At 31.6% G+C, this 21,730-nt stretch carries 17 protein-coding genes, 3 pseudogenes and 1 riboswitch; of the genes and pseudogenes, 18 read left to right on the top strand and 2 right to left on the bottom strand.

Translation table 11 applies throughout. The features are described 5' to 3' along the window. The first annotated feature begins 404 nt into the window (after nucleotides 1-404). From GXK57_RS08935 to GXK57_RS08900, 8 genes and pseudogenes are all read left to right on the top strand, one after another. Nucleotides 405-1,238: a Cof-type HAD-IIB family hydrolase gene (locus GXK57_RS08935; RefSeq protein WP_160674582.1), complete on the top strand. Its 834-nt coding sequence runs from the start codon at nucleotides 405-407 to the stop codon at nucleotides 1,236-1,238. A gap of 374 nt (nucleotides 1,239-1,612) precedes the next feature. Continuing rightward, entirely contained in the window at nucleotides 1,613-1,816 is a 204-nt protein-coding gene (locus GXK57_RS08930; RefSeq protein WP_128215513.1) for a hypothetical protein, read from the top strand. 22 nt (nucleotides 1,817-1,838) lie between these two features. Continuing rightward, nucleotides 1,839-2,465, top strand: coding sequence for a hypothetical protein (locus tag GXK57_RS08925; protein ID WP_160674579.1), 627 nt, complete (start codon nucleotides 1,839-1,841; stop codon nucleotides 2,463-2,465). A gap of 13 nt (nucleotides 2,466-2,478) precedes the next feature. After that, a complete protein-coding gene (locus GXK57_RS08920; RefSeq protein ID WP_160674576.1) occupies nucleotides 2,479-2,808 on the top strand; it encodes a hypothetical protein in 330 nt (109 codons plus the stop codon). A 206-nt stretch (nucleotides 2,809-3,014) separates the two neighbouring features. Next, nucleotides 3,015-5,525, top strand: a complete 2,511-nt coding sequence (locus GXK57_RS08915; protein WP_160674573.1) for a glutathionylspermidine synthase family protein — start codon at nucleotides 3,015-3,017, stop codon at nucleotides 5,523-5,525. Between the two features lie 81 nt (nucleotides 5,526-5,606). Continuing rightward, nucleotides 5,607-6,230, top strand: a pseudogene (locus tag GXK57_RS08910) (IS607 family transposase). Next, nucleotides 6,208-7,353: an RNA-guided endonuclease TnpB family protein gene (locus GXK57_RS08905; protein ID WP_160674570.1), complete on the top strand. Its 1,146-nt coding sequence runs from the start codon at nucleotides 6,208-6,210 to the stop codon at nucleotides 7,351-7,353. Before GXK57_RS08910 ends, GXK57_RS08905 begins: the two are co-directional and overlap by 23 nt. Before the next feature lie 170 nt (nucleotides 7,354-7,523). Beyond that, a complete protein-coding gene (locus GXK57_RS08900) occupies nucleotides 7,524-8,183 on the top strand; it encodes a hypothetical protein (protein WP_160674567.1) in 660 nt (219 codons plus the stop codon). A gap of 67 nt (nucleotides 8,184-8,250) precedes the next feature. Here GXK57_RS08900 and GXK57_RS08895 read toward each other — a convergent pair whose 3' ends face one another. Next, the gene (locus tag GXK57_RS08895; protein ID WP_160674564.1) at nucleotides 8,251-9,279 is read right to left on the bottom strand and encodes an acyltransferase family protein; all 1,029 of its coding nucleotides are present in this window, start codon (nucleotides 9,277-9,279) and stop codon (nucleotides 8,251-8,253) included. A gap of 803 nt (nucleotides 9,280-10,082) precedes the next feature. Between GXK57_RS08895 and GXK57_RS08890 the strand changes: the two genes are divergently transcribed. Continuing rightward, on the top strand, nucleotides 10,083-11,675 hold the full coding sequence (locus GXK57_RS08890) for a peptide chain release factor 3 (RefSeq protein WP_160674561.1): 1,593 nt from the start codon (nucleotides 10,083-10,085) through the stop codon (nucleotides 11,673-11,675). 182 nt (nucleotides 11,676-11,857) lie between these two features. On the opposite strand, the gene GXK57_RS08885 is transcribed toward GXK57_RS08890, so the two are convergent. Next, nucleotides 11,858-12,412: an AAA family ATPase gene (locus GXK57_RS08885; protein WP_128215506.1), complete on the bottom strand. Its 555-nt coding sequence runs from the start codon at nucleotides 12,410-12,412 to the stop codon at nucleotides 11,858-11,860. A gap of 309 nt (nucleotides 12,413-12,721) precedes the next feature. On the opposite strand from GXK57_RS08885, the gene yidA reads away from it, so the two are divergent. The 9 genes and pseudogenes from yidA to GXK57_RS08840 all read left to right on the top strand — a co-directional run bounded on the left by yidA (nucleotide 12,722) and on the right by GXK57_RS08840 (nucleotide 21,621). Then, the gene (gene yidA, locus GXK57_RS08880) at nucleotides 12,722-13,528 is read left to right on the top strand and encodes a sugar-phosphatase (protein WP_160674558.1); all 807 of its coding nucleotides are present in this window, start codon (nucleotides 12,722-12,724) and stop codon (nucleotides 13,526-13,528) included. A gap of 342 nt (nucleotides 13,529-13,870) precedes the next feature. After that, nucleotides 13,871-14,242, top strand: coding sequence for a FlxA-like family protein (locus GXK57_RS08875; RefSeq protein ID WP_160674555.1), 372 nt, complete (start codon nucleotides 13,871-13,873; stop codon nucleotides 14,240-14,242). 317 nt (nucleotides 14,243-14,559) lie between these two features. Continuing rightward, entirely contained in the window at nucleotides 14,560-15,264 is a 705-nt protein-coding gene (locus GXK57_RS08870; RefSeq protein ID WP_160674552.1) for a hypothetical protein, read from the top strand. A 60-nt stretch (nucleotides 15,265-15,324) separates the two neighbouring features. Beyond that, nucleotides 15,325-15,438, top strand: a riboswitch (FMN riboswitch). Between the two features lie 522 nt (nucleotides 15,439-15,960). Beyond that, nucleotides 15,961-16,386, top strand: a pseudogene (gene ribD, locus GXK57_RS08865) (bifunctional diaminohydroxyphosphoribosylaminopyrimidine deaminase/5-amino-6-(5-phosphoribosylamino)uracil reductase RibD); the annotation flags it as partial. A gap of 34 nt (nucleotides 16,387-16,420) precedes the next feature. Then, a complete protein-coding gene (locus GXK57_RS08860; RefSeq protein ID WP_160674683.1) occupies nucleotides 16,421-17,071 on the top strand; it encodes a riboflavin synthase in 651 nt (216 codons plus the stop codon). A gap of 51 nt (nucleotides 17,072-17,122) precedes the next feature. Next, nucleotides 17,123-17,719, top strand: a pseudogene (gene ribB / locus GXK57_RS08855) (3,4-dihydroxy-2-butanone-4-phosphate synthase); the annotation flags it as partial. A gap of 170 nt (nucleotides 17,720-17,889) precedes the next feature. Then, nucleotides 17,890-18,354, top strand: coding sequence for a 6,7-dimethyl-8-ribityllumazine synthase (gene ribE / locus GXK57_RS08850; RefSeq protein ID WP_160674543.1), 465 nt, complete (start codon nucleotides 17,890-17,892; stop codon nucleotides 18,352-18,354). Between the two features lie 5 nt (nucleotides 18,355-18,359). Beyond that, nucleotides 18,360-19,019 carry an HAD family hydrolase gene (locus GXK57_RS08845; protein WP_160674540.1) on the top strand — a complete coding sequence of 220 codons (660 nt, stop codon included), beginning with the start codon at nucleotides 18,360-18,362 and terminating at the stop codon, nucleotides 19,017-19,019. 295 nt (nucleotides 19,020-19,314) lie between these two features. Further along, complete coding sequence (locus GXK57_RS08840) at nucleotides 19,315-21,621, top strand: alpha-amylase family glycosyl hydrolase (RefSeq protein ID WP_160674537.1); 2,307 nt, start codon at nucleotides 19,315-19,317, stop codon at nucleotides 21,619-21,621. Nucleotides 21,622-21,730: the final 109 nt, after the last annotated feature.

Below are 21,730 nucleotides of genomic sequence, written 5' to 3'. Positions count from 1 at the left end.
AATTCATTATTAAGTTTTATCAACTATAATATTATAACATACATTATTGAATATTTGTTCGAATAATTGGGGTTATTGTAAAATAATATCATATTAACATATATTTTGTACTTTATAAAAATGGAGAGTAGTATAGATAGAAGTCAAAGATTACATTAATTTATTTTAACATGCAAATAAACTTAAGGAGTTGGGTAAAACATTCAATTATTTGTTATAATATAGATATGTAGCTTAGAAGCCGCAATTTATATTTTTAGAAATAAGAATATCAAACATTATTATTTGATGTTTTAATTTCAACACAGTACTTTAAAATTGACATTACTTTTATGTCTTAGAAATACTGTAATTGCAACAAGTGGGCTTAAAATCATAGTTAAAACAGGAGAGGTGAACTACTGATGAAATATAAGTTAATATGTTTAGACATGGACGGTACACTTTTAAGTAGTCCAAGTAGTATAAGTGAAGAAAATAGAAAAGCTATATTGCAAGCTTATGAAAAAGGAGTAAAGGTTGCTATTGCAACAGGAAGACTTTTTACTTCAGCAAAGTTTTACGCTGATTTAATAGGTATAAAAGCTCCTATAGTAGCTTCAAATGGAGCTTATGTAAGAGAGAAAGATAATGAAGAGGTTATATATAAATCTTCTTTAAGTCAAGATCAATTAGAAAGAATATACAGTGTTATAAAAAAATATGATCTTTTAACATACTTTAATACTGAGGATACCCTAATATCTGAAATAGTAGTCGGAGAAAATCACGGGTATAAAGTTAATAATAAAGACTTACCAGAAGATAAGAGAATAAAGTTTGATGAAGGAATTGATTTTAAGGAAGCCTTTAAGAAGCATGAAGGAGATATACTTAAAGCCATTTGTGTAGAAATGGAAGACGTAGATAAACTTATGAAAGCGAAAGAAGATCTTAAGCAATACTCAGACTTAGAAGTAGTAAGTTCATGGACAAATAACTTTGAGGTAATGAATGCGGGAACCTCCAAGGGGACTGCAGTAAAGAGGCTAGCTGAGATGCTTGGTATAAAACAAGAGGAAGTTATCTGTATGGGAGATAGTGAAAATGATCTTTCAATGATAAAGTACGCAGGACTTGGGATAGCCATGGGCAATGCTGAAGAATTCATAAAAAAAGAAGCTGATTATGTTACAGACACTAATGCTAATTCAGGAGTAGCTAAAGCAATAGAAAAGTTTGTATTGAGTGAAGCTTAATTTGAACAGCAATATAAGCTATGATATATAGTTGAATATAATTAATGAAGTCAATAAATATTATTGAAAAGCTTAGTCATTAGGTTGACTAGGTTTTTTTATTCTTTATTAAACCTAACACTTTCAATGCTTTATAGCAGCTATTTAGAGCGAAAAATAAAAAAAATTGTATCCTTATATTTATTTTTGAACTACATAATTAATCTTAAGGTAAAATTTATATTACTACTATTTAATAAATATTGGAGATATTATAAAATAGATATATCAATTTCAAAGAACATATAAAGATATACCACTTCAACTTCAAAATACAAATTCAAATATGAAGTGAACATCTAAGAACAAAAATAATATAAAGAGGTGTGAAATTTATGTATGGAATAACTCAATGCTATATATATAATACTATCGATTCTTATAATAGCGAGACTCCTGATGTCACAATAGAGATAAAGGAAATCAAGCAGAACGGAGATTATCTTACACTTAATGATACAAGTGGATATAATCACATAATAAATCTTACAAGAGTATTTGCAGTTACTTACAAGTCTACTCAAAACAGTGGGTACTAGAGAGGTAAAATAGAGTGGTATCATGAATAGAACTGAATTAGATATTAATAAGGTATATGATAGTTGGCAAAGGGATTTAGACATGTTTCAGTGTTATCTTAAGGTGACTCCTTTTGCCACCTTGAAGAATTATAATGATTTTTCCTTAAGAGATGAAGTTAACCCTAGTTTAGATAACATAAAAGTATTTAATAGAATAAAGAAGTTTTTTAGTTCCAATGCTTTGTATATAATCGATTTTGATTCAAGTACAGCATTAGATCTGGCATTACTTTTGAATAACGAAGCTTTTGTAAAACCTATATTGTCTTTCAATCATATTTTTCATCCCTTTGGGATAGTAGGAAATGAAAGTATGGCTGAGAAGTTACTCTTATATAGTGATAAGCTTAAAACTATAAAGCCAAAAGCTTACTGTTTTATATTGGACAAGGAACGCTATCAGGAGGATTATTTAGTTGATTATATGAAGTTTAATAACCAATATGAGATAACTGAGGAAGAATTGCCTCCAGTAGAAGTGTTACAAGAGCTAAAAGTCAGTAAAGTGGTGTATATATCTAAAGAGTTTGTAAAGGAAGATGTAAAGTATTATCTTGAATATTTAAAAGAAAATGAAGTTATGATTCAAGAGATTTTGAAGTTTTAGGAGATGTAATATAATGGACGAGAAGTGGAAAAAGAGAGCTTTAGCTTTATCAGTAGCGACGGCTGTAAGCCTAGCAAGTCCTTTATATAATGAAGGTAAGCTTATTGTTAAAGCAACCCCAAATAGTCTTACAGAAGAAGAGGAACAACAGGCTGTTGATCAATTTGAAAAAGATGATGCTTATCACGGTACTGGATCTTCTGGAATAATATTTCCCTCAAGTGTTCCTATAATGTTAAGAGGAAAGGCAACAAAGTTTTCTTCAGATAGCTGGAAGGCTTGGCAGGATGGAAAAGGGCTTTATGGTTATAAGCATGATAGGATGACCAGTTCCTCAAGTTAGTTATATGTATAAAGCATTAAGCTATAAGCTTATTAAAGCATAGCTTGATTATAGTACGGTGCTCTATATATAGGTATCCTTTATGAAAACTTAGTTTATACATGTTCGATAATCCAGACTTATGGAGATTACAGTGTATGTATTAATTAATAGCTGAAGTTGGCTACCTAAACAAAGTCTTACTTAAAAATGAAAGAGTGAATTTTATGAAAATAGAGGAGTGTTATAGGTACAAAAGTTTAAGTGATATGATGCTTTTTAAGTATAATATGGTTCATACCACCAGAAAGGACGATGTATTCTCTGATGAACCAATGCTGATTAGCGAATCTTTGGCAAACAGCTTTAAGCACAGTAGTGAGGTTCTTAATGCTCTTATAGAAAGAATTATATCTAATATAAACACTGAATTTGAAGACTTAAAACCTTTTATACCAGATTTTAAGTATAAGGATGAAATAATATCTATAAAAAGGCCATTGCCTGAAACTCTATGGGTTAGGTATGACGGATTTAGAAAAGAAAATGGAATCTTCTATAGCGAACTAAATTATGATAAACCTTGTGCACAGAGAGAATGTAGTTTTAATTCTAAGGTTGAAGACGCTTTTGGGGATAACTTTGATAATGACATATATGAAACCATAAGAAGAACGTGCTTAAAAGAGTTTCCTGATAAGGATGAGGTAAACATAGCATTTTTAACTGCACCTTCAAGATATGAGGAAACCCATCTTGCAATATACTTAAAAGATATATTAGAAGATAGTAAGCACTCTTTTATTTTAGTTGGTCCAGACAATTTTGATGTTTTAGACGATAAAGTATATGTTTTTGGAAAACCTATAGATGTAATAATAAGATTGTATCCTACTGAATTCTTATATGAAGTAAGACATTTTGAGCAAATATTGAAACTTCATGATTTAGGAAAAGTACTTATATTAAATGATCCTAGAGTGATAATAGGCCAATGCAAAAGTTTATATGCTTATCTGTGGAAGCTTTTAGATAGCAAAGACTGTAGGATCAGTGAAGCAGAAGCTAAGGTGATAAAAGCGGTTTTGCCAAGAACAGAAATATTAAAGGTAGATAATTTCTATAAAGCCTTTAATGACAAGGATAAATATGTGGTAAAACCTGTATTTGGAAGATATAGCATAGATGTATTTATAGGAAAGCTTCATAATGAAGAGGAGTGGAAGGAAAGCCTTGAGTATGTAAAGAAAGAAATGGACAATAAAACCTTTATACTCCAGGAATTCTCTGAAATAGATGCTGAAACCGCTCCATATTACGATGGAAGGTTTAGTTATGATGTTGAAGCTTTTGGCAATTACGGAGTGTTTCTAAGTGGAAATAAATTTATAGGAAGCTGCATTAGGTGGAATGATGATTATCTTACGGAAGAAGAGAGTACTTGGATAAGTTCAGTTAAAGTTAAAAGAACAAGTTGTATGGAAGTTATAAAACCAAAACTTGATCTGGATAGTCTTACTAAGAAATTAGTATTGGAACATGGCTTTACAGGCATATACGCAAAAAACTATAACTATTTAAGTGATGATGTAATTTTAATGGACAAAAGTAAGGTTGAAGAATTGAAGCTTGCAACAGAAAAATTAGCTTGTATTTTCAAAAAGACTACTAAGCTTATATATAATAACTTGGATTTGTATGCTGATATTCTTGGAATAGAAGAGCTTAAAGAAACCATAAAGAGAGAGTATACTGATAATATTATATTCTTAGGTAGAATGGACTGGATGCTTGATAAGTACGACAATCTGAAGCTACTAGAGATAAATGCAGAAACCCCTGCAGGTATACTCGAAAGTATAGTGATTGACAACTATTATTATGAAAGTGTTAAGAATAACAATGGCTTGAAGGTAACTCCTATAAATAATGAGCTACCAAAGCTTATTAAGCTGCAGTTTTATAAAATATTAAAAGACCTAAAAGCTAAGAACAACATAAGTACAGTGGCTATAGTAGCTGCTACTTACTATGAAGATTGGTATACCATTAATAGTATTTATGAAGCTATTAATGTAAAAGATACTGAAGAAGCTCAGGGGAATGATATTGAGATAATAGTTGGAAGTATATATGATATAGAAGTTAGAGAAGACCAATGTTATTTATATGGGAAAAAAGTTGATTGCTTCTATAGGTTTTACCCTTTAGACTGGTTTTTTGATCCTACATATGAGGTGGAGGCTATAGGAGAGCTTATAAATAAAAGTATATTCTCAATAAATCCAGTTTCATCTATAATACCTCAGAGTAAGGGCTTTTTTAGTGCAATTTATGAGCTTTTAAAATATGATTTTTATAACGAGGAAGAAAAGAAGCTCATAACAAAATATATTCCTTATACAACTTTTGACCCCACAAGTTTAAAGAATGAGAATTATGTTGTGAAGCCTCTTTTAGGAAGAGAAGGCAGTAATATTAAACTATCTTATCAGTTAGACCATATGCCAGATTATGACTGTGTATTTCAAGAAACGGTGAAAGGAGCTACCTTGAAGTTTACAGTTAAGTGCAATACAGGTACTTGGTCAGAAAACCTCTATCCTATAATAGGAACTTATATTGTTGGAGATAGCTTTGCTGGCATATATACTAGAGTTGGTTCGAAAATAACTGACAGCATATGTATGTATTCACCTTTATATACAGTTGAAAGAGAGGGGGAGACAACAGTTTAAGAACACCTACTAAAACCTACTAAAATATATTAGAATATTGCTAGTTTAGTGTTATCATAATATGTGTAAAGATGTGATAGCATGAAGTATTATACAATTGGTCAATTCTCAAAATTAGTGGGAAAAAGTATTCAAACTTTAAGATTGTGGGATAATGAAGGAAAGTTAAAACCACATCATATAACAGAAGGTGGACACCGTTATTATTCTGAACAACAAATTAATCAAGTTTTGGCAAGTGCCACTTGTTAAGAGAACTAAAAAAGTAATTGGATATTGTAGAGTATCAAGTAATAAACAAAAAGATGATTTAGCAAGACAAGTTGAAAATGTTAAAACATACATGATTGCTAAAGGGTACTCATTTGATGTTATTACTGATATAGTAAGTGGAATAAATTACGATAAAAAAGGATTAAATCAATTGGTGGATATGATAACCAATTCAGAAGTTGAAAAGATAGTAATTCTATATAAAGATAGGTTGCTGAGATTTGGGTTTGAAATAATAGAAAATCTATGTAATAAGTATGGGACTGATATCGAAATCATAGATAACACTGAAAAAACAGAAGAACAGGAATTAGTTGAGGATTTAATTCAAATTGTTACAGTTTTTAGTTGTAGGTTGCAAGGCAAAGAGCCAATAAAGCAAAGAAAATGATTAAGGAGCTGTTAGAGAATGATACTGGCGAAGAAAGTTAGAATTATTCCGAATATAGAGCAAGAACAAAAATTATGGCAGTCTGTTGGTACTGCAAGATATATTTATAATTGGACACTTGCAAGACAAGAAGAAAATCACAAAAATGGTGGCAAGTATATAAAAGATGGAGATTTAAGAAAAGAATTAACTATTTTAAAGAAATCAGAACTTAACTGGCTTAATGAAGTATCTAATAATGTAGCAAAACAGGCTGTAAAAGATGGTTGTAGTGCTTATAAAAATTTCTTTAAAGGGTTAGCCGATAAACCAAGATTTAAGAGCAGAAGAAAAAGCAAACCTTCATTCTATAATGATACAGATAAACTAAAGGTTAAAGAAAATTTAGTATTAATTGAAAAAGTAGGTTGGATTAAAACAGTAGAGCAAATACCTACAGATATTAAATATATTAATCCAAGAATAAGTTTTGACGGTAAGTTTTGGTATATATCTATAGGCATAGAAAAAGAAGAAACTATATCAGAAAATACAGATATATCAATAGGTGTGGATTTAGGATTAAAAGATTTAGCAATAGTTTCAAATATAGATAAACCATTTAAAAATATTAACAAAGCTAAAGAAGTGAAAAGACTAAAAAAGAAGTTAAAAAGAAAGCAGAAACAAGTTTCAAGAAAATATGAAGATGGAAAAATTCGAATAGGAAAGGAAGGTGAAAACCGTTATAAATTTACTAAAACTAATAATATTAAAAAACTCGAAAGAGAATTAAAACTTATTCAAAGAAGGCTTTCAAATATACGTTTAAATCATATTCATCAAACAACAACTGAAATAGTGAAAACCAAGCCAAGCAGAATAGTTGTTGAAGATTTAAATGTAAAGGGGATGCTTAAAAATAAACACTTATCAAAGGCTATACAAGAACAATGTTTCCATAAGTTTATTAGTATCTTAGAATATAAAAGTAAATTTAATGGCATTGAATTTGTAAAGGCAGATAGGTTTTATCCTTCAAGCAAAACTTGTTCTTGTTGTGGAGCAATAAAGAAAGATTTAAAACTTAAAGACAGAGTTTTTGTTTGTCCATCATGTAATGCTCGGATGGATAGGGACAAAAATGCATCAATAAATCTTTCAAGGTATAAAAAATCAGCATAATATCACTAACAAGATAGTGCTGATATGTACTGTGCGTTACGCAGGATTTTAAGCCTTTGGAGCAACATATCAAACTGGAGTAGTCTTATGACAAAACAGGTTGCGTTGAATAAGGAATAAATCTCTAAATATTAGATTTTAGTAGATTTTATGTAACGGGATAAATAATTATGGATGATAATAAACCCGCCATAAATAAAAATATATACCAAGCTCCCAAAAATCCTTCAAAAATAAAAAATTCAAGATTCAATAATAAATCTATATCCAAAGAAAAGGAGAAGGTTTATAATGAGTCTTTGATAAAAACTAATAAGAAAGTCAAGAATCCATCCATGAATAAGAAGTTTGCTGGTGATTCAAAAGATGATTTGAAAGCTTTAAAGCTAGCAGGAATACTCTTAGCTATATTTGGTGGTTTAGTAATATTAGCAGTATTTATATTTGGAATGTCTAAAAGTGATAATAACTTTTTTAAAGGAGAAAAGTATTTTAAGTACTTAGGAATAGATGCTACTAGTGCCTTTAATGAAAAGTTAGATAACAAATACAATTTAGTAAAAACCGACAACTATTATGCAGGTACCTTTACTTATGAAGATGAAAGTTATTATAGATTTGAGGTAGAGAATCAAGGAGAAAAATCTTACGATATGGAGATAAGCTCCTTACAGTGCAATGTAAGTGAAGAAGATAATTTGAATACAGGATATGTAGAGGTCTTTAAAAGGACTTATAAAGCCACATCAGGAGATTACTCAGGTAAAAATGTAGATGTATTTTACTATAAGTTGCATGTACCAAAAGGTGGAATTAAAAAGTTTGAATAGAAAAGGTAGAGGCGAAAAAAATGCTAATGAAAAACGCTTCTGCCTTTTTCATTAGCATTTATGGGATTTAATGAGCAAATCCCATTGAGTGATTTTTTGATGATGATGATGATATATTAATACCCTTAAAAATGAAACCTGCCAGTTCATTTTTACTTATTAATACCCCTAAGCCTAGAGGAATTAATAGTCCTATTAGGGTGAATATTACGTAATTATAAGTAAATACCGTTTCAAAGTAATGATTTAATGGTATATGCAAGTACATAATAATAAGTGAGTTTGAACCAACAAACTTAAAGAAGCTTGATATCCTACTTAACTGTTTTAGCTCACTTAAATGGTAGCTTAGAGAGATTATAAATACTGTAAAAGTCAATGGTACTAGAAGATCCAAAAAGTAATATCTAAACTCAGAGTACTTTATATTCATATAATAATATACTTGAAAAACTGTATTTAATCTTAGATAGCTTATTGCAAGGATTCCGCTTACAATTAAAGTTATTTTACTGCTTGCAAATCTTAATATATCCTTTGAGTAATAGCCTATAGCATAGTATGGTAAGGTAATCATTAATGCATCTAGGTTCCAAGGTATATAATTTGCCGGAGTTATATCCACTACATTTTCAGGAACTGTAGCTAAAACAAATGCATGACCAGCAATATATAATCCGCTGATTATTAATACAAGTGCTGGAGTGGATAAAAACTTTTTACTATAATGGAATAAAACCTTTGTAAGGAATAGACATGGTATAAACCAGAATACACCAGGCATCATCTTACCAGCATATATATGTTCATAACTGTAATGGATTATGTTTGCAAGAGATAAGTCCTGAGGGCTTGCCATAAAGGTTAAAATCATATCTATAATTGAAAATGCTGTATATGGTATAAAAAATTTAACCGCCTGAGATTTTAGACTAAGTTTGTCCTTATACAATAATCCACTAATTATAAAAAATGCAGGCATGTGAAACCAATACATATATTGAGCGAAAGGAAAATCGCTATGGCAGAGAATTACTGTAATGATCAAAAAGCCTTTTGCAATATCAAGGTAGTCCACTCTTTTTGAGTTGTCCATAATTAACTCCTCCTACTTTCAGAAGAACCACCTAGATTTAATTACAAAATTAAAGCAATAATAATTTTTGTATAGTGGCTCTCAATCAAAATTTAATTAATATCTTTCTAAAAATTATGTAAGTCTATTGTAAATATACTAATTCATTTTAAAACTTCGTCATATTTAATATTATTGAAATATAATGAGTAACAGTTCAATTCCAATACAGCACTTTTACAGAGCCTAAAGTTTATATTCTAAATTGGAGTGATAAAGCCTTAATGTTAATATTCTTTTAACAAAAACTATTTTAGCACAAAAAAGCAGTGTAATAGCAGTTTTCTGATATCTTTAAAAAAAAGTTTATCATTGTGTGAAACTGTGTGAAGCTTTGTGTGATGCCATATGGCTTAAAGTTGCTATAACACATTATTCAATAAAAAATGGAACAATATTATACTATGATTTTTTACCATATTCATTACAAAGAATTACTAAGCGATGCCTTAAGTTATTAATAGATTTTGTTTTAAATAGCACAATGATATAGGATTTGAAACTTTATCTCTATATTTGTTGAAAAATTGTCTGTAAATTGCTATAATTAGCTTGTTTTGAGTTAAGTATATAGATATGAATAAAATTCAGTTTAAATAGAGGTCTTTGCTATTTTGGCTTGGACCTTTTTTGGAGAGTGAACCAATGTAATATTTAGTAGAGTATGAAAGATAACTACAATATTTTATAAAATCGATTTTGAAGTTCGGTACTTGCATAAAGTTTTAGAGTTTATGCGGTTCATTAATAAAGGAGGATTAACAGTGGCAGAGTTTATTGAAGAGATAGAAAAAAGACGTACCTTCGCTATAATTTCTCACCCTGACGCAGGTAAAACTACACTTACAGAAAAGCTTCTATTATACGGAGGTGCTATAAGACTTGCCGGTTCTGTAAAGGCTAGAAAAGCATCTAAGCATGCTGTTTCTGACTGGATGGAAATAGAAAAACAAAGAGGTATATCAGTAACGTCGTCAGTTATGCAGTTTAACTATGATGGATACTGTATAAATATATTGGATACTCCAGGACACCAAGACTTCTCAGAGGATACTTATAGAACCTTGATGGCTGCAGATAGTGCTGTAATGGTAATTGATGCTGCAAAGGGTGTGGAAGATCAGACTAGGAAGCTGTTCCATGTTTGTTCCTTAAGAGGTATTCCTATATTCACATTTATAAACAAGATGGATAGAGAAGCTCAGGATCCATTTCAGCTTTTAGAAGACATAGAAAGAGAACTTGGAATAAAGTCCTATCCTATGAATTGGCCTATAGGTTCAGGAAAAGACTTTAGAGGAGTTTATGCAAGAAATAACAATTCGATCGAAGTATTTAATGGCGGCAATCATGGACAGACAGAAGTTAATGCTGTAGAAGGCGATGTTTCAGATCCAGTATTTAAGGACCTTCTAGGAGAAGCACTTCATTCTAAACTTATGGAAGATATAGAGCTCTTAGATATAGCAGGTGATGACTTTGATCTTGAAAAGGTTAGAACTGGAGAGCTTTCACCAGTGTTCTTTGGATCAGCACTAACTAACTTTGGTGTAGAGCCATTCTTAAAGGAATTTTTACAACTTACATCATCACCACTTCCAAGAAAATCAAGTAAGGGAGAAATAGATCCTTTTAAGGAAGACTTCTCAGCTTTCGTATTTAAGATTCAAGCTAATATGAATAAGGCTCATAGAGATAGAATAGCTTTTATGAGAATATGTTCAGGTAAGTTTGAAAAAGGAATGGAAGTTAATCACGTACAAGGTGGAAAGAAGATAAAACTTACACAACCTCAACAGTTTTTAGCTCAAGATAGAGAAATAATTGATGAGGCATATGCTGGAGATATTATAGGTGTATTTGATCCAGGTATATTCTCAATAGGAGATACTTTATGCTTTGATTCTTCAAAATTCAAATTTGAAGGTATTCCGACCTTTGCTCCTGAGCACTTTGCAAGAGTAAGACCGGTGGATACCATGAAGAGAAAGCAATTTATAAAAGGAATAAGCCAAATAGCTCAAGAGGGGGCTATCCAAGTATTTAAAGAATTCTATGTTGGAATGGAAGAGATAATAGTTGGAGTTGTAGGTGTACTTCAATTCGAAGTTCTAGAATATAGATTAAAGAGCGAATACAATGTCGATATAAAGATGGATAGATCATCTTATAGATATGTAAGATGGATAGAAAATGATGATATAGATGTTGATAAGTTAAACCTAACCTCAGATACTAAGAAGGTTAAAGACTTTAGAGATAGAAATCTTCTTATATTCCAAAATGACTGGGGCATAAGCTGGGCACTTGATCACAATAAGGGCTTGATACTTTCAGACATAGGTAAAACAGAATAATCTATAGCTACTAAATATAGACTAGACAGTAAAAAAGTCGCTGAAGCGATCTTTCTTCAGCTAAGAAAAAATATAATTTCATAGACAATAAAAAGCACTAACTTTTCTTTGAAGTAGAGAAGTTAGTGCTTTTTTGAAAGTATAGAATGAAATAAGAAAATATGTACTCTATCAAAACCTTTTTATTGTATGTCTAAGATAGATAGTATTTTTTCGCATCTTTCCTTTGTGTTACCTTCGATAACTTGATAATTAACGTTTTCTGAGTCTAAAAATTGCTTTATGGCTAGGTCTATACCCTCAGCTGCAGTTTCGTCTTGCCATCTTACGCCATCTTTAGTATATCCAAACTCTCTTGGAACGAAGAAGATATGATCATACTTGTCCAAATCTTTAAGCGCAAGTGAGTATAAATCCTTTAATATCTCTTTATCTTTTACTGTTCTTTTTTTATCACCGAGCATGAAACGGCCGTATATATAAGGCACAAAAGTAGCATAATCGGTAACTGCATAGTCAAAGTCATTTAGAGAATCTTCTATATTCTTTTGTCCTAAATAAATACCGTACTGTTCTGCAATAGATTCAATCATTCCTTTTTCTCTAAGGTACTCAGTACTATATTCAGTTGCAGCACCTACATTCAAGCCTTTAATCTTCATATCTACATATAATTGTTGTATTAATGTGGTTTTTCCACATCTAGGACCACCTAGAATTGCAATTCTAATTGGCATTTTGCAAACCCCCGCATAAATTATTCTAATATACTTTTAGAATCCGAATTTTATGAAAACAAAGTTATTATAGCAGTTTTAGACAAGCATTTCAATGAAGGATTAGTAAAAGGAAGACTTTGGTTAATAATAGCCATAGTTAAACTTGAAATATTCAGATAACTTAATACACTGTAGAACACAATAAAATAAGTGTAATCGTTACAAAATGTACATATTTTTATCTAATACCATATTATTATTACCCAACAATAACTTAATCAATGGTATAATAAAGTCGTAAAAACATAACGGGGGATGAGAAGATTTATGTATAAATTAATTGCTATAGATATGGATGGTACTTTATTAAAAGAAGATAAAACAATTTCGGATATGACAAAGAAAGCAATAAAAAGCGCTAAAAAGAGAGGCGTTAAAGTAGTTATTGCTTCTGGAAGACCTGTTCAAGGTTTGACTAGATACTTAGAAGAATTAGAATTAATTGGTGAAAATGAATATGTACTAAGTTTTAATGGTGCAATGATTCAAAATACAAAAACTAAAGAAGTTATTGGTAAAACTGTATTAAAGGGAAGCGACCTAAGATATTTGTACAACCTAAGTAAAGAACTAGGACTTAATATTCATGCCTTCACTGATAATGGCTGCATTACTCCAAAGATGAGCAAATATACTGAAGTTGAAGCAACAATAAATGGTATTGAGGTAGGAATAGTAGATTTTAATGAGGTTTCAGCGGCAGAAGATATTGCTAAGGTAATGATGGTTGATGAGCCTGAAATACTAGAAGCTGCTATAGAAAGATTGCCTAAAGAAGTATATGAAAAATACACAGTTGTAAGAAGTGCACCATACTTCCTAGAATTCTTAAATAAAGAAAGCAATAAAGGAGAAGGTGTAAGAGCTCTTGCAGAGCATTTAGGTATTAAGCAAGAAGAAGTAATATGTGTAGGTGATGCTGGTAACGACCTTCATATGATAGAGTTTGCTGGTCTTGGAGTTGCTATGGGCAATGCCTTTGACGAAGTAAAACAAGTAGCTAACTATGTAACTTCAACAAACGAAGAAGATGGTGTTGCTGAAGTAATAGAAAAGTTTATATTAGCTTGTTAATTGCAACAATATTATTTAATATAGCCCAAAAGTATTTTTAGACCATGGAAGATCCTAATCAGTTTAGTGAGGAACTGATTAGGATTTTTTGCTGGCTAGGAAGCTGTAATTAATGCTAAAGGGTTGGAATCCTAACTCAACTATTAATTTATACGTGCCATAAAATCCACAGAAGCATGAGTTTTATAATAAGTATAAATTAAGTTCCATAAATGTTCGCTATATACACAGGACGGATAATAAAAAGCTTGTCTTTTTCTTGGGAAATTCACATAAAGAAAACATAGTCTTATGCCATAATGAGGGGGAAAAGAAACTCATTATAGGTAGGAGGCAGATATTATGAATATTTCGTCAGTGTCATCATCAACTACAGCAGTTGCTTCTTTTAGTAGCAACAGCAGCAGTGATGAGGTATCTCAGCTTGAGAAGCAAAAAGCAAGTTTAGAGAGTCAACTACAAAAAGTTAATGCAAGTAAGGAAGATGAAAAGACAAAACAGCAGCAAGTAAAAACTATTGAAGCTCAGATTGAACAGATTGAGGCTGAAATCCAGCAAAAGCAAGCAGAAAAAGCAAATACATCTAACGATAATGAAAGTGTTACTTCAAGTAATGGTCAAGTGTCAAAAGTAATTTCAAAAGATAAGGATGATGAAAAATCCAAGTCTTCCATTCATTATCCTACTGGAAATATTATAGATGTAATGGCATAATATAAACAATAAGTAGTGTTAAAAATTTACAGAAATTCTTTATATGATAAAGGCATGCATAGAATAATCTACTTTTATGCATGCTTTTTTGTTTATATACTACTACAGATACTCTTAGAAAAAATAATTTTTGTCTCAGTTTGTACATTAATTATGGACAAATGAAAATTTTATAACTAAAGCATAATAATACCATAGGATAAATTGTATTTTTATCAATAATAATGTATAATTAAGTAGAAAATTTAATTAAATATGAAATAATGTAAAAATATATATTATAAAAGTGAATAATGTTTTATAGGGGGATAAGGATTATGAAAAACAAAAGGATAAAAGTACTAATTTCTGTATTAGTAGTAAGCTTATTAATGGTTAGCTGTGGAAGTAACAAAGCTAATACAGAGAAAAACACAAGCACTAGCAGCAATAAACAAACAGAGGTTTCTGATAAATCAGAGAATAAGGAAAATAAAGATAAAAGCGACAATAAAGCTGAAAGTAATTCTAGTGTTGACATAAGTACATTAGCGAAAGGAACAGTGGAAAAGCCAATTGAATTGAATGCAGATGGATTAATATATCTTTATTCAGGGGATGATTCAAGTGAGGTTCAGAAATGTTCTATGAAGGCTGAGAAAATAACACGTGGAAATGATGCTAAAGCTATGGTAGATAAGTATAATAGCGGAGATAATGGAATTAAGTTCGACAAGCTTAGTGAGGGGTTTGAGTTTGTGGTTATTGATGCTACTGTTAGTGTACCAAAAGAAGCAAAAAGACAATATAATATGACTGAATTTGGGGTTCATGCCATTGATGGAAATGCTATTGAGTATGATAATAAGGCTATAGTTGGAATACCAGTTTTAGAGATAGAAGATAATAGTCATGACTTTTTAAAAGCTGGTGAGAGTAAAAAAGTTCAACTAGCAACGATGATACCTACTCAAACAAAAGCCTTTCTTCTTGAGGCTACTGGCATAAAGGATGAAGACAAAACATATTTTGCAATAAAGTAATCATATTGATTAATTGGTTGACAAATTATTTTAGTAGTGTTATATTGAAAAAAATTAAATAAATATCTTCAGGGCAGGGTGCGAATCCCTACCGGCGGTATAGCCCGCGAGCCGTAAGGCAGATTCGGTGAGACTCCGAGGCCGACAGTAAAGTCTGGATAGAAGAAGATTAATAGAGTAATTTATTAATATGAGTAGTTATATATTTAAATGACACAGTAATTTATATTTTTATTGAGAACTATAGATTTATTTAATCTATTTTGCTTTTGAAGATGTACCACTTCAATAAGAAATATATTTTCAAAGCCCCTCATGGTTATAAGAGGAGAGATTGAAAATATAAATCTTAATATGAGGTGGTACATCTATGTTTAAGCATGAAAATATTTTGTGTTTATAAATATATTGTGAAGTCATTAATAGATAAAGTGAGTATTTTACGCCCTGAGAAATTTATTTCTCAGGGCTTTAATTTTTTTCTCTTAAAAGATTATAGAGTTCCCATTCAATATAAAATCTTTATTAAAGCTTGTCTGATTTCTAAAAGAAGAGGCTGAAAGTAAAAATTTTATAGCCAAGGGGTACATCTATACTTGAATAAATGGAAAACTAAATAAAGTTTATAAATTAATTGTGTTAAAGAGAAGAAAATTAAAGCCCGCCAATTATAAATAAGTGACTGGAGTGATTTTTATGGATGTCAAGTTTATGAAGAGAGCATTGGAACTGGCAGAAAAGGGTAGCGGTTATGTTAGCCCTAATCCACTGGTGGGAGCTGTGATTGTGAAGGATGGGAAAGTTATTGGAGAAGGATATCATATGGTTTATGGAGGCAATCATGCAGAGATAAATGCTTTTGAAAGTGCGTCAGAAGATGTTAGTGGTGCAACCATGTATGTTAATCTAGAGCCGTGCTCACATTATGGAAAGACCCCTCCTTGTGCAAAGGCTATAGTGGAAAAAAACATAAAAAAAGTTGTTATAGGTATGGAAGACCCAAATCCCTTAGTATCAGGGAATGGCATAAAACATTTGAGAGATAATGGCGTAGAAGTTATTTTAGGTGTAATGGAAACGGAAGCAAAAGCTCTTAATGAAGAGTTTATAAACTATATATCCAAAGATATTTAAAGTAAAAGTGAGGTGAGTGATTATTTTTACTGGGCTAATAGAGGAGATAGGAACTGTTGAAAAAATAGATAAAACAGAAAAATCAGCAGTAATAACAATAGCAGCTAAAACAGTATTAGATGAAGTGAAGCTTGGAGACAGCATATGTACAAATGGAGTATGCCTTACAGTGACTTCATTTAGCAATGGTAAGTTTACCGTAGATGTAATGGCAGAAACTATGAGAAGAAGTAATCTTAATGATCTTGAAAGAGGAAGTAAGGTTAACTTAGAGAGAGCTTTAAGATTAAGTGATAGATTAGGCGGACATATGGTTAGTGGTCACATAGACGGAGTAGGAAAGATAGAAAAGTTTTTAGAAGAAGCTAATGCAGTGTGGATAACCATATCAGCAGATGAAACTATACTTAAGTATGTGGTGGAAAAGGGATCTATTGCTATAGATGGAGTGAGTCTCACTGTAGCGTATGTAGATAAAACTTCATTTAGAGTTTCCATAATACCTCATACTAAGTCCATGACAACTCTTTTAAGCAAGCAGCTTGGTGATGAAGTGAATTTAGAGTGTGATGTTATAGGTAAATACGTTGAAAAAATTCTAGGTATTAACAGTAAGGCTAGTAAGAAGGAAGATATAAGTATGGATTTTTTAAGAGAGAATGGCTTTGCTTAGAGAGTTAGATCCATTTATAAATTGCAAATAATAGTTTGGAGGAATATTAAAATGAGTAAGTTCAATACAGTATTAGAGGCAATTGAAGATATAAAACTTGGAAAGATGATTGTAGTAGTAGATGATGAGAATAGAGAAAATGAAGGCGATTTGTTAATGGCGGCTGAAAAAGTTACTCCTGAAGCTATTAACTTTATGACTAAGTATGCTAGAGGTTTAATCTGCATGCCAGTCAATAAAGAAAGATTAATGGAACTTGAAATAAACCAGATGGTACCACAAAATACTGAGTCTCATAAAACTGCCTTTACAGTTTCTATAGATGCAATAGAAACAACGACTGGTATATCTGCCTATGAAAGAGCGGCTACAGTTTTAAAAGTGTTAAATCCAGATACAAAACCATCAGACTTGAGAAGGCCAGGACACATATTTCCAATAGAGGCTAAAAACGGTGGAGTATTAGAGAGAAATGGTCATACTGAATCTGCTGTTGATCTAGCTAGACTTGCAGGTTTGTACCCCGCTGGAGTTATATGCGAGATTATGAATGAAGATGGTACTATGGCAAGAGTACCAGACCTTATGGAGTTTGTAAAATTACATGATTTAAAAATTATAACAGTGGCTGATTTAATAAAATATAGAGAATCTATATAGTAATTGTTAGTTTAGTCGTATGAAACGTTTGATTAGCAATGGCTATAGTAGAAAAAATATTAAAAGATTTGTTATAAGAATGTAAGATCAAATAAATATTCTATTCTTAATTAAGAAATTAAAATCTAAAAGGTGTTAAAAAATAGGAGGAAGAAAGTATGAAAATGTATGAAGGAAAGTTAATTGCACAAGGTTTAAAGTTTGGGATAATCGTAGGAAGATTTAACGAGTTTATAGGAGGAAAGCTTTTGTCAGGAGCTCTAGACGGATTAAAAAGACATGGAGCTTTGGAAAGTGAAATAGAAATAGCTTGGGTTCCAGGAGCTTTTGAGATACCACTAATAGCTAAGAAACTAGCTAAATCAAATAAATACGATGCCGTGATATGCCTTGGAGCAGTAATAAAAGGATCAACTCCACATTTTGACTATGTATCTAGTGAGGTTTCAAAAGGCATAGCAAGTGTATCTTTAGAAACAGAGGTTCCAGTAATATTTGGGGTATTAACTACTGATAGCATAGAGCAAGCCATAGAAAGAGCTGGTACAAAAGCAGGAAATAAGGGTTATGATGCTGCTATTACAGCCATAGAAATGGCAAATCTTCTTAGAGAGTTTAAGTAAAATATATGGCCAAATTTGAAAATATAAAAACAATTTTCTTCGATTATGATGGAACTTTGCACAATAGCATAAGAATCTACGGTCCAGCTTTTAGAAAAGCATATGCCTTTCTCATTGAAAATGGGTATGCAGAAGAAAGGCAGTGGGCAGACAGAGAAATAAGTTATTGGCTTGGTTTCAACCCCAGTGATATGTGGAGAGAATTTATGCCGGATCTTAGTGACAATCTAAGAGATAAGGCTAGTAAAATCATAGCTGAAGAAATGAGATCCTTAATTGAGGCTGGAAAACCAGAGCTATATGAGGGTGCTATAGAAACCTTAGAATACTTTAAAAGTAAAGGTATTAAACTGGTCTTTATAAGTAATTGTAAGATCTATTACAGAGATTGTCACAAAAAGCTCTTTAGCTTAGATGATTACTTTGAAGAGTTAGCATGTTCCGAGGAGTATAAATATATACCAAAGTATGAGATTTTAAATATTGTAAAGAAAAGTTACCAGAATGACATGCTTATAGTAGGTGACAGAAAACAGGATATAGAGGCTGGAAGAAAGAATGGAATATTTACAATAGGATGCAGCTATGGATTTGGCTTGTCTGGAGAGTTAGAAGATGCTGATATAATCATAAATGATATTTCAGATTTAAGAAAATTAATATAGATGACTTAATTTATACATGTTATAAAATTTTAGGAAGCTGGTATTATCAAACATGTATAAATTAAGTTTTCATAAAGGATACCTATACAATCTCTGGGTATAAGGACTATCTACCGTGTATAGTTAAAATATAAATTCATAGTTAGTATTTTTCTGAAAATTAAATCTGTTTTCGAATTCTATATATTGACAACGATAACAAATAGAGTTAAACTTAAGTTAGTTAATCGGTTAACCGACTAACTAATTTTTATGGTATTTGGTTAAACGCTTAACCAAAGTAAGGGGGAATTTTATGAGAAAGAGAAACTTAAAGATTTTATCAATCTTAACCTGCTTGGCTACTGCCTCAAGCATCTATTTCAATGTTGCTGTAGGTAAGGCAGAAGTTGCTAATGCCGCAACAACTGTAGCTTCTATCAATTCTACTCCACTAGGCCCAGTAACATCAAAAGATGTTATATATCAAGTGATAACTGATAGGTTTAGTGACGGAGATACAACAAATAATATACCTTCATCAAAAGAGCTTTTTGATGATAAAAACAATGATGGTAAAGGGGACGGAGTTGATCTGAAGCTTTATCAAGGTGGAGACTTTCAAGGAATCATAAATAAAATACCATATTTAAAAGGGATGGGAGTTACAGCAGTATGGATATCTGCTCCTTATGAAAATAGGGATACGCCTATATATGATAAACAGGCAGACGGTTCAACAAATACTTGGACTAGTTTTCATGGATATCATGCAAGCAACTACTTTACAACTAACAAACACTTCGGAACTATGCTAGATTTTGCGAGACTTAGAGATGAGCTTCACAAAAACAATATGAAACTTGTCATTGACTTTGTTACAAATCATAGTAGCAGAGAAAAGAATCCTACGATGAATAATATCGCTGAGGATGGAAAGGTTTACGAGCCGGATAAAGATGCAAATGGAAATTATGTTTTTGATGTTAACGGTGAGCCTGTTGATATAAATAAAGATGGAAAGTTAGAGAATCTATTAGCTGATCCAAACAATGATACTAAGAACTTCTTCCACAATAAAGGTGATAGAGGAACTGATTCAAGTGTTTATGGATACAGATACAAAGACTTAGGATCTCTTGCAGATTACAACCAAGAAAATCCTTTAGTAATAAATCAATTAGAAAAAGCTTCACTTTTCTGGAAACAAAAAGGTATAGATGGAATAAGACATGATGCAACCCTCCATATGAATCCAGCCTTTGTAAAAGGATTAAAGGATGCTGTTGATAGTGATAGTACAGGCCCTATAACTCAGTTCGGAGAATTCTTCATAGGAAGACCATCAGATAAGTATGATGAGTTTAAGAGTTATCCAGATAGGACTGGAGTTAATAACCTAGACTTTGAATACTATAGAAGCTTAAATTCCGCCTTTGGTGACTTCACAAAGCCCATGAGCGATTTTGCTAGTATGCTTGGCTATACTGAATCAGGTTATTCTTATGAAAATCAAGCTGTTACATTTATGGATAACCATGATGTTAGCAGATTTGGATACCTTCAAAAAAACCAGAAGGTTTATAATGCAGCACTAGTAGCACTTTTAAGCTCAAGAGGAATTCCAAACATATATTATGGAACTGAACAGTATATTACTCCAGCAGATGGAAGTGATGTAGCAGGAAGAGTATTTATGGAAAAGTCCAGTGCTTTCGATACATCAACTGCTGCTTATAAAGTAATAGGTAAAATGTCAGCATTGAGAAAAGAAAATGATGCATTAGCTTATGGTACTACAGAAGTACTTTACTCAAACGATGATGTAATCGTTATGAAGAGAAAGTATTATGACAAACAGGTTATTGTAGCAATAAATAGACAACCTGATAAGAGTGTTACTGTAAGTTCAAGTGTTTTAGCAGGAATACCTAATGGTCAATATACTGATTACCTAGGTGGACTATGTGGAGGAAAGACTTTAAATGTAACTAATGGTGTGCTTCAAGGCGGTGCATTTACCTTAGCTGGAGGTGAAGTATCTGTTTGGAGCTATAACCCTACATTAAGTGGTGCAAAAATAGGTGATGTAATTTCTACTATGGGTAGACCAGGAAATCTAGTATATATTTATGGGGAAAATTTAGATGGAACTGTAGGTGTGAAATTTGGAACAACTAGTGCTACAGTGGTTTCAAATAATAGTGGATTAATCACAGCAAAGGTACCTAATACTACACCAGGTCCTGTAGATATAACAGTAACTAAGAATGGAGTAACCAGCAATACCTTCAGGTATACGGTGCTTTCAGGAGATCAAAACCAAGTTATATTCCATGTAAGAGCAAATACAAACTATGGAGATAGTATACACATAGTTGGTAATATTCCTGAACTTGGAAACTGGGATTCGAATAAGTGTACTGAAGGAATGTTAAATCCATCATATCCAGAATGGATATTACCAGTAAGTGTTCCAGCAGGCAAGACTATAGAGTTCAAGTTTATAAAGAAGGACTCAACAGGAAAAGCTGTATGGGAATCAGGAGTTAATAGAGTAATAACATCTTCTTCAGATACACAAGGAGTACTAGATACGCCAATCTACGACTGGAGCAACTAGTAAGAACAGCATTATATCAGAAGAGTAATTACTGAAGAAATATATTTATAAAAATAAACTAATCAAGTTATCACAATATATAGACTGCTTCATTTATAAATAAGCTTTT

It is taken from the genome of Clostridium sp. C8-1-8 (assembly GCF_009928445.1).
GTDB lineage: Bacteria > Bacillota > Clostridia > Clostridiales > Clostridiaceae > Clostridium_AR.
The sequence above is the reverse complement of the archived record's forward strand: the minus strand, read 5'-3'. Positions and strand labels throughout refer to the sequence as shown.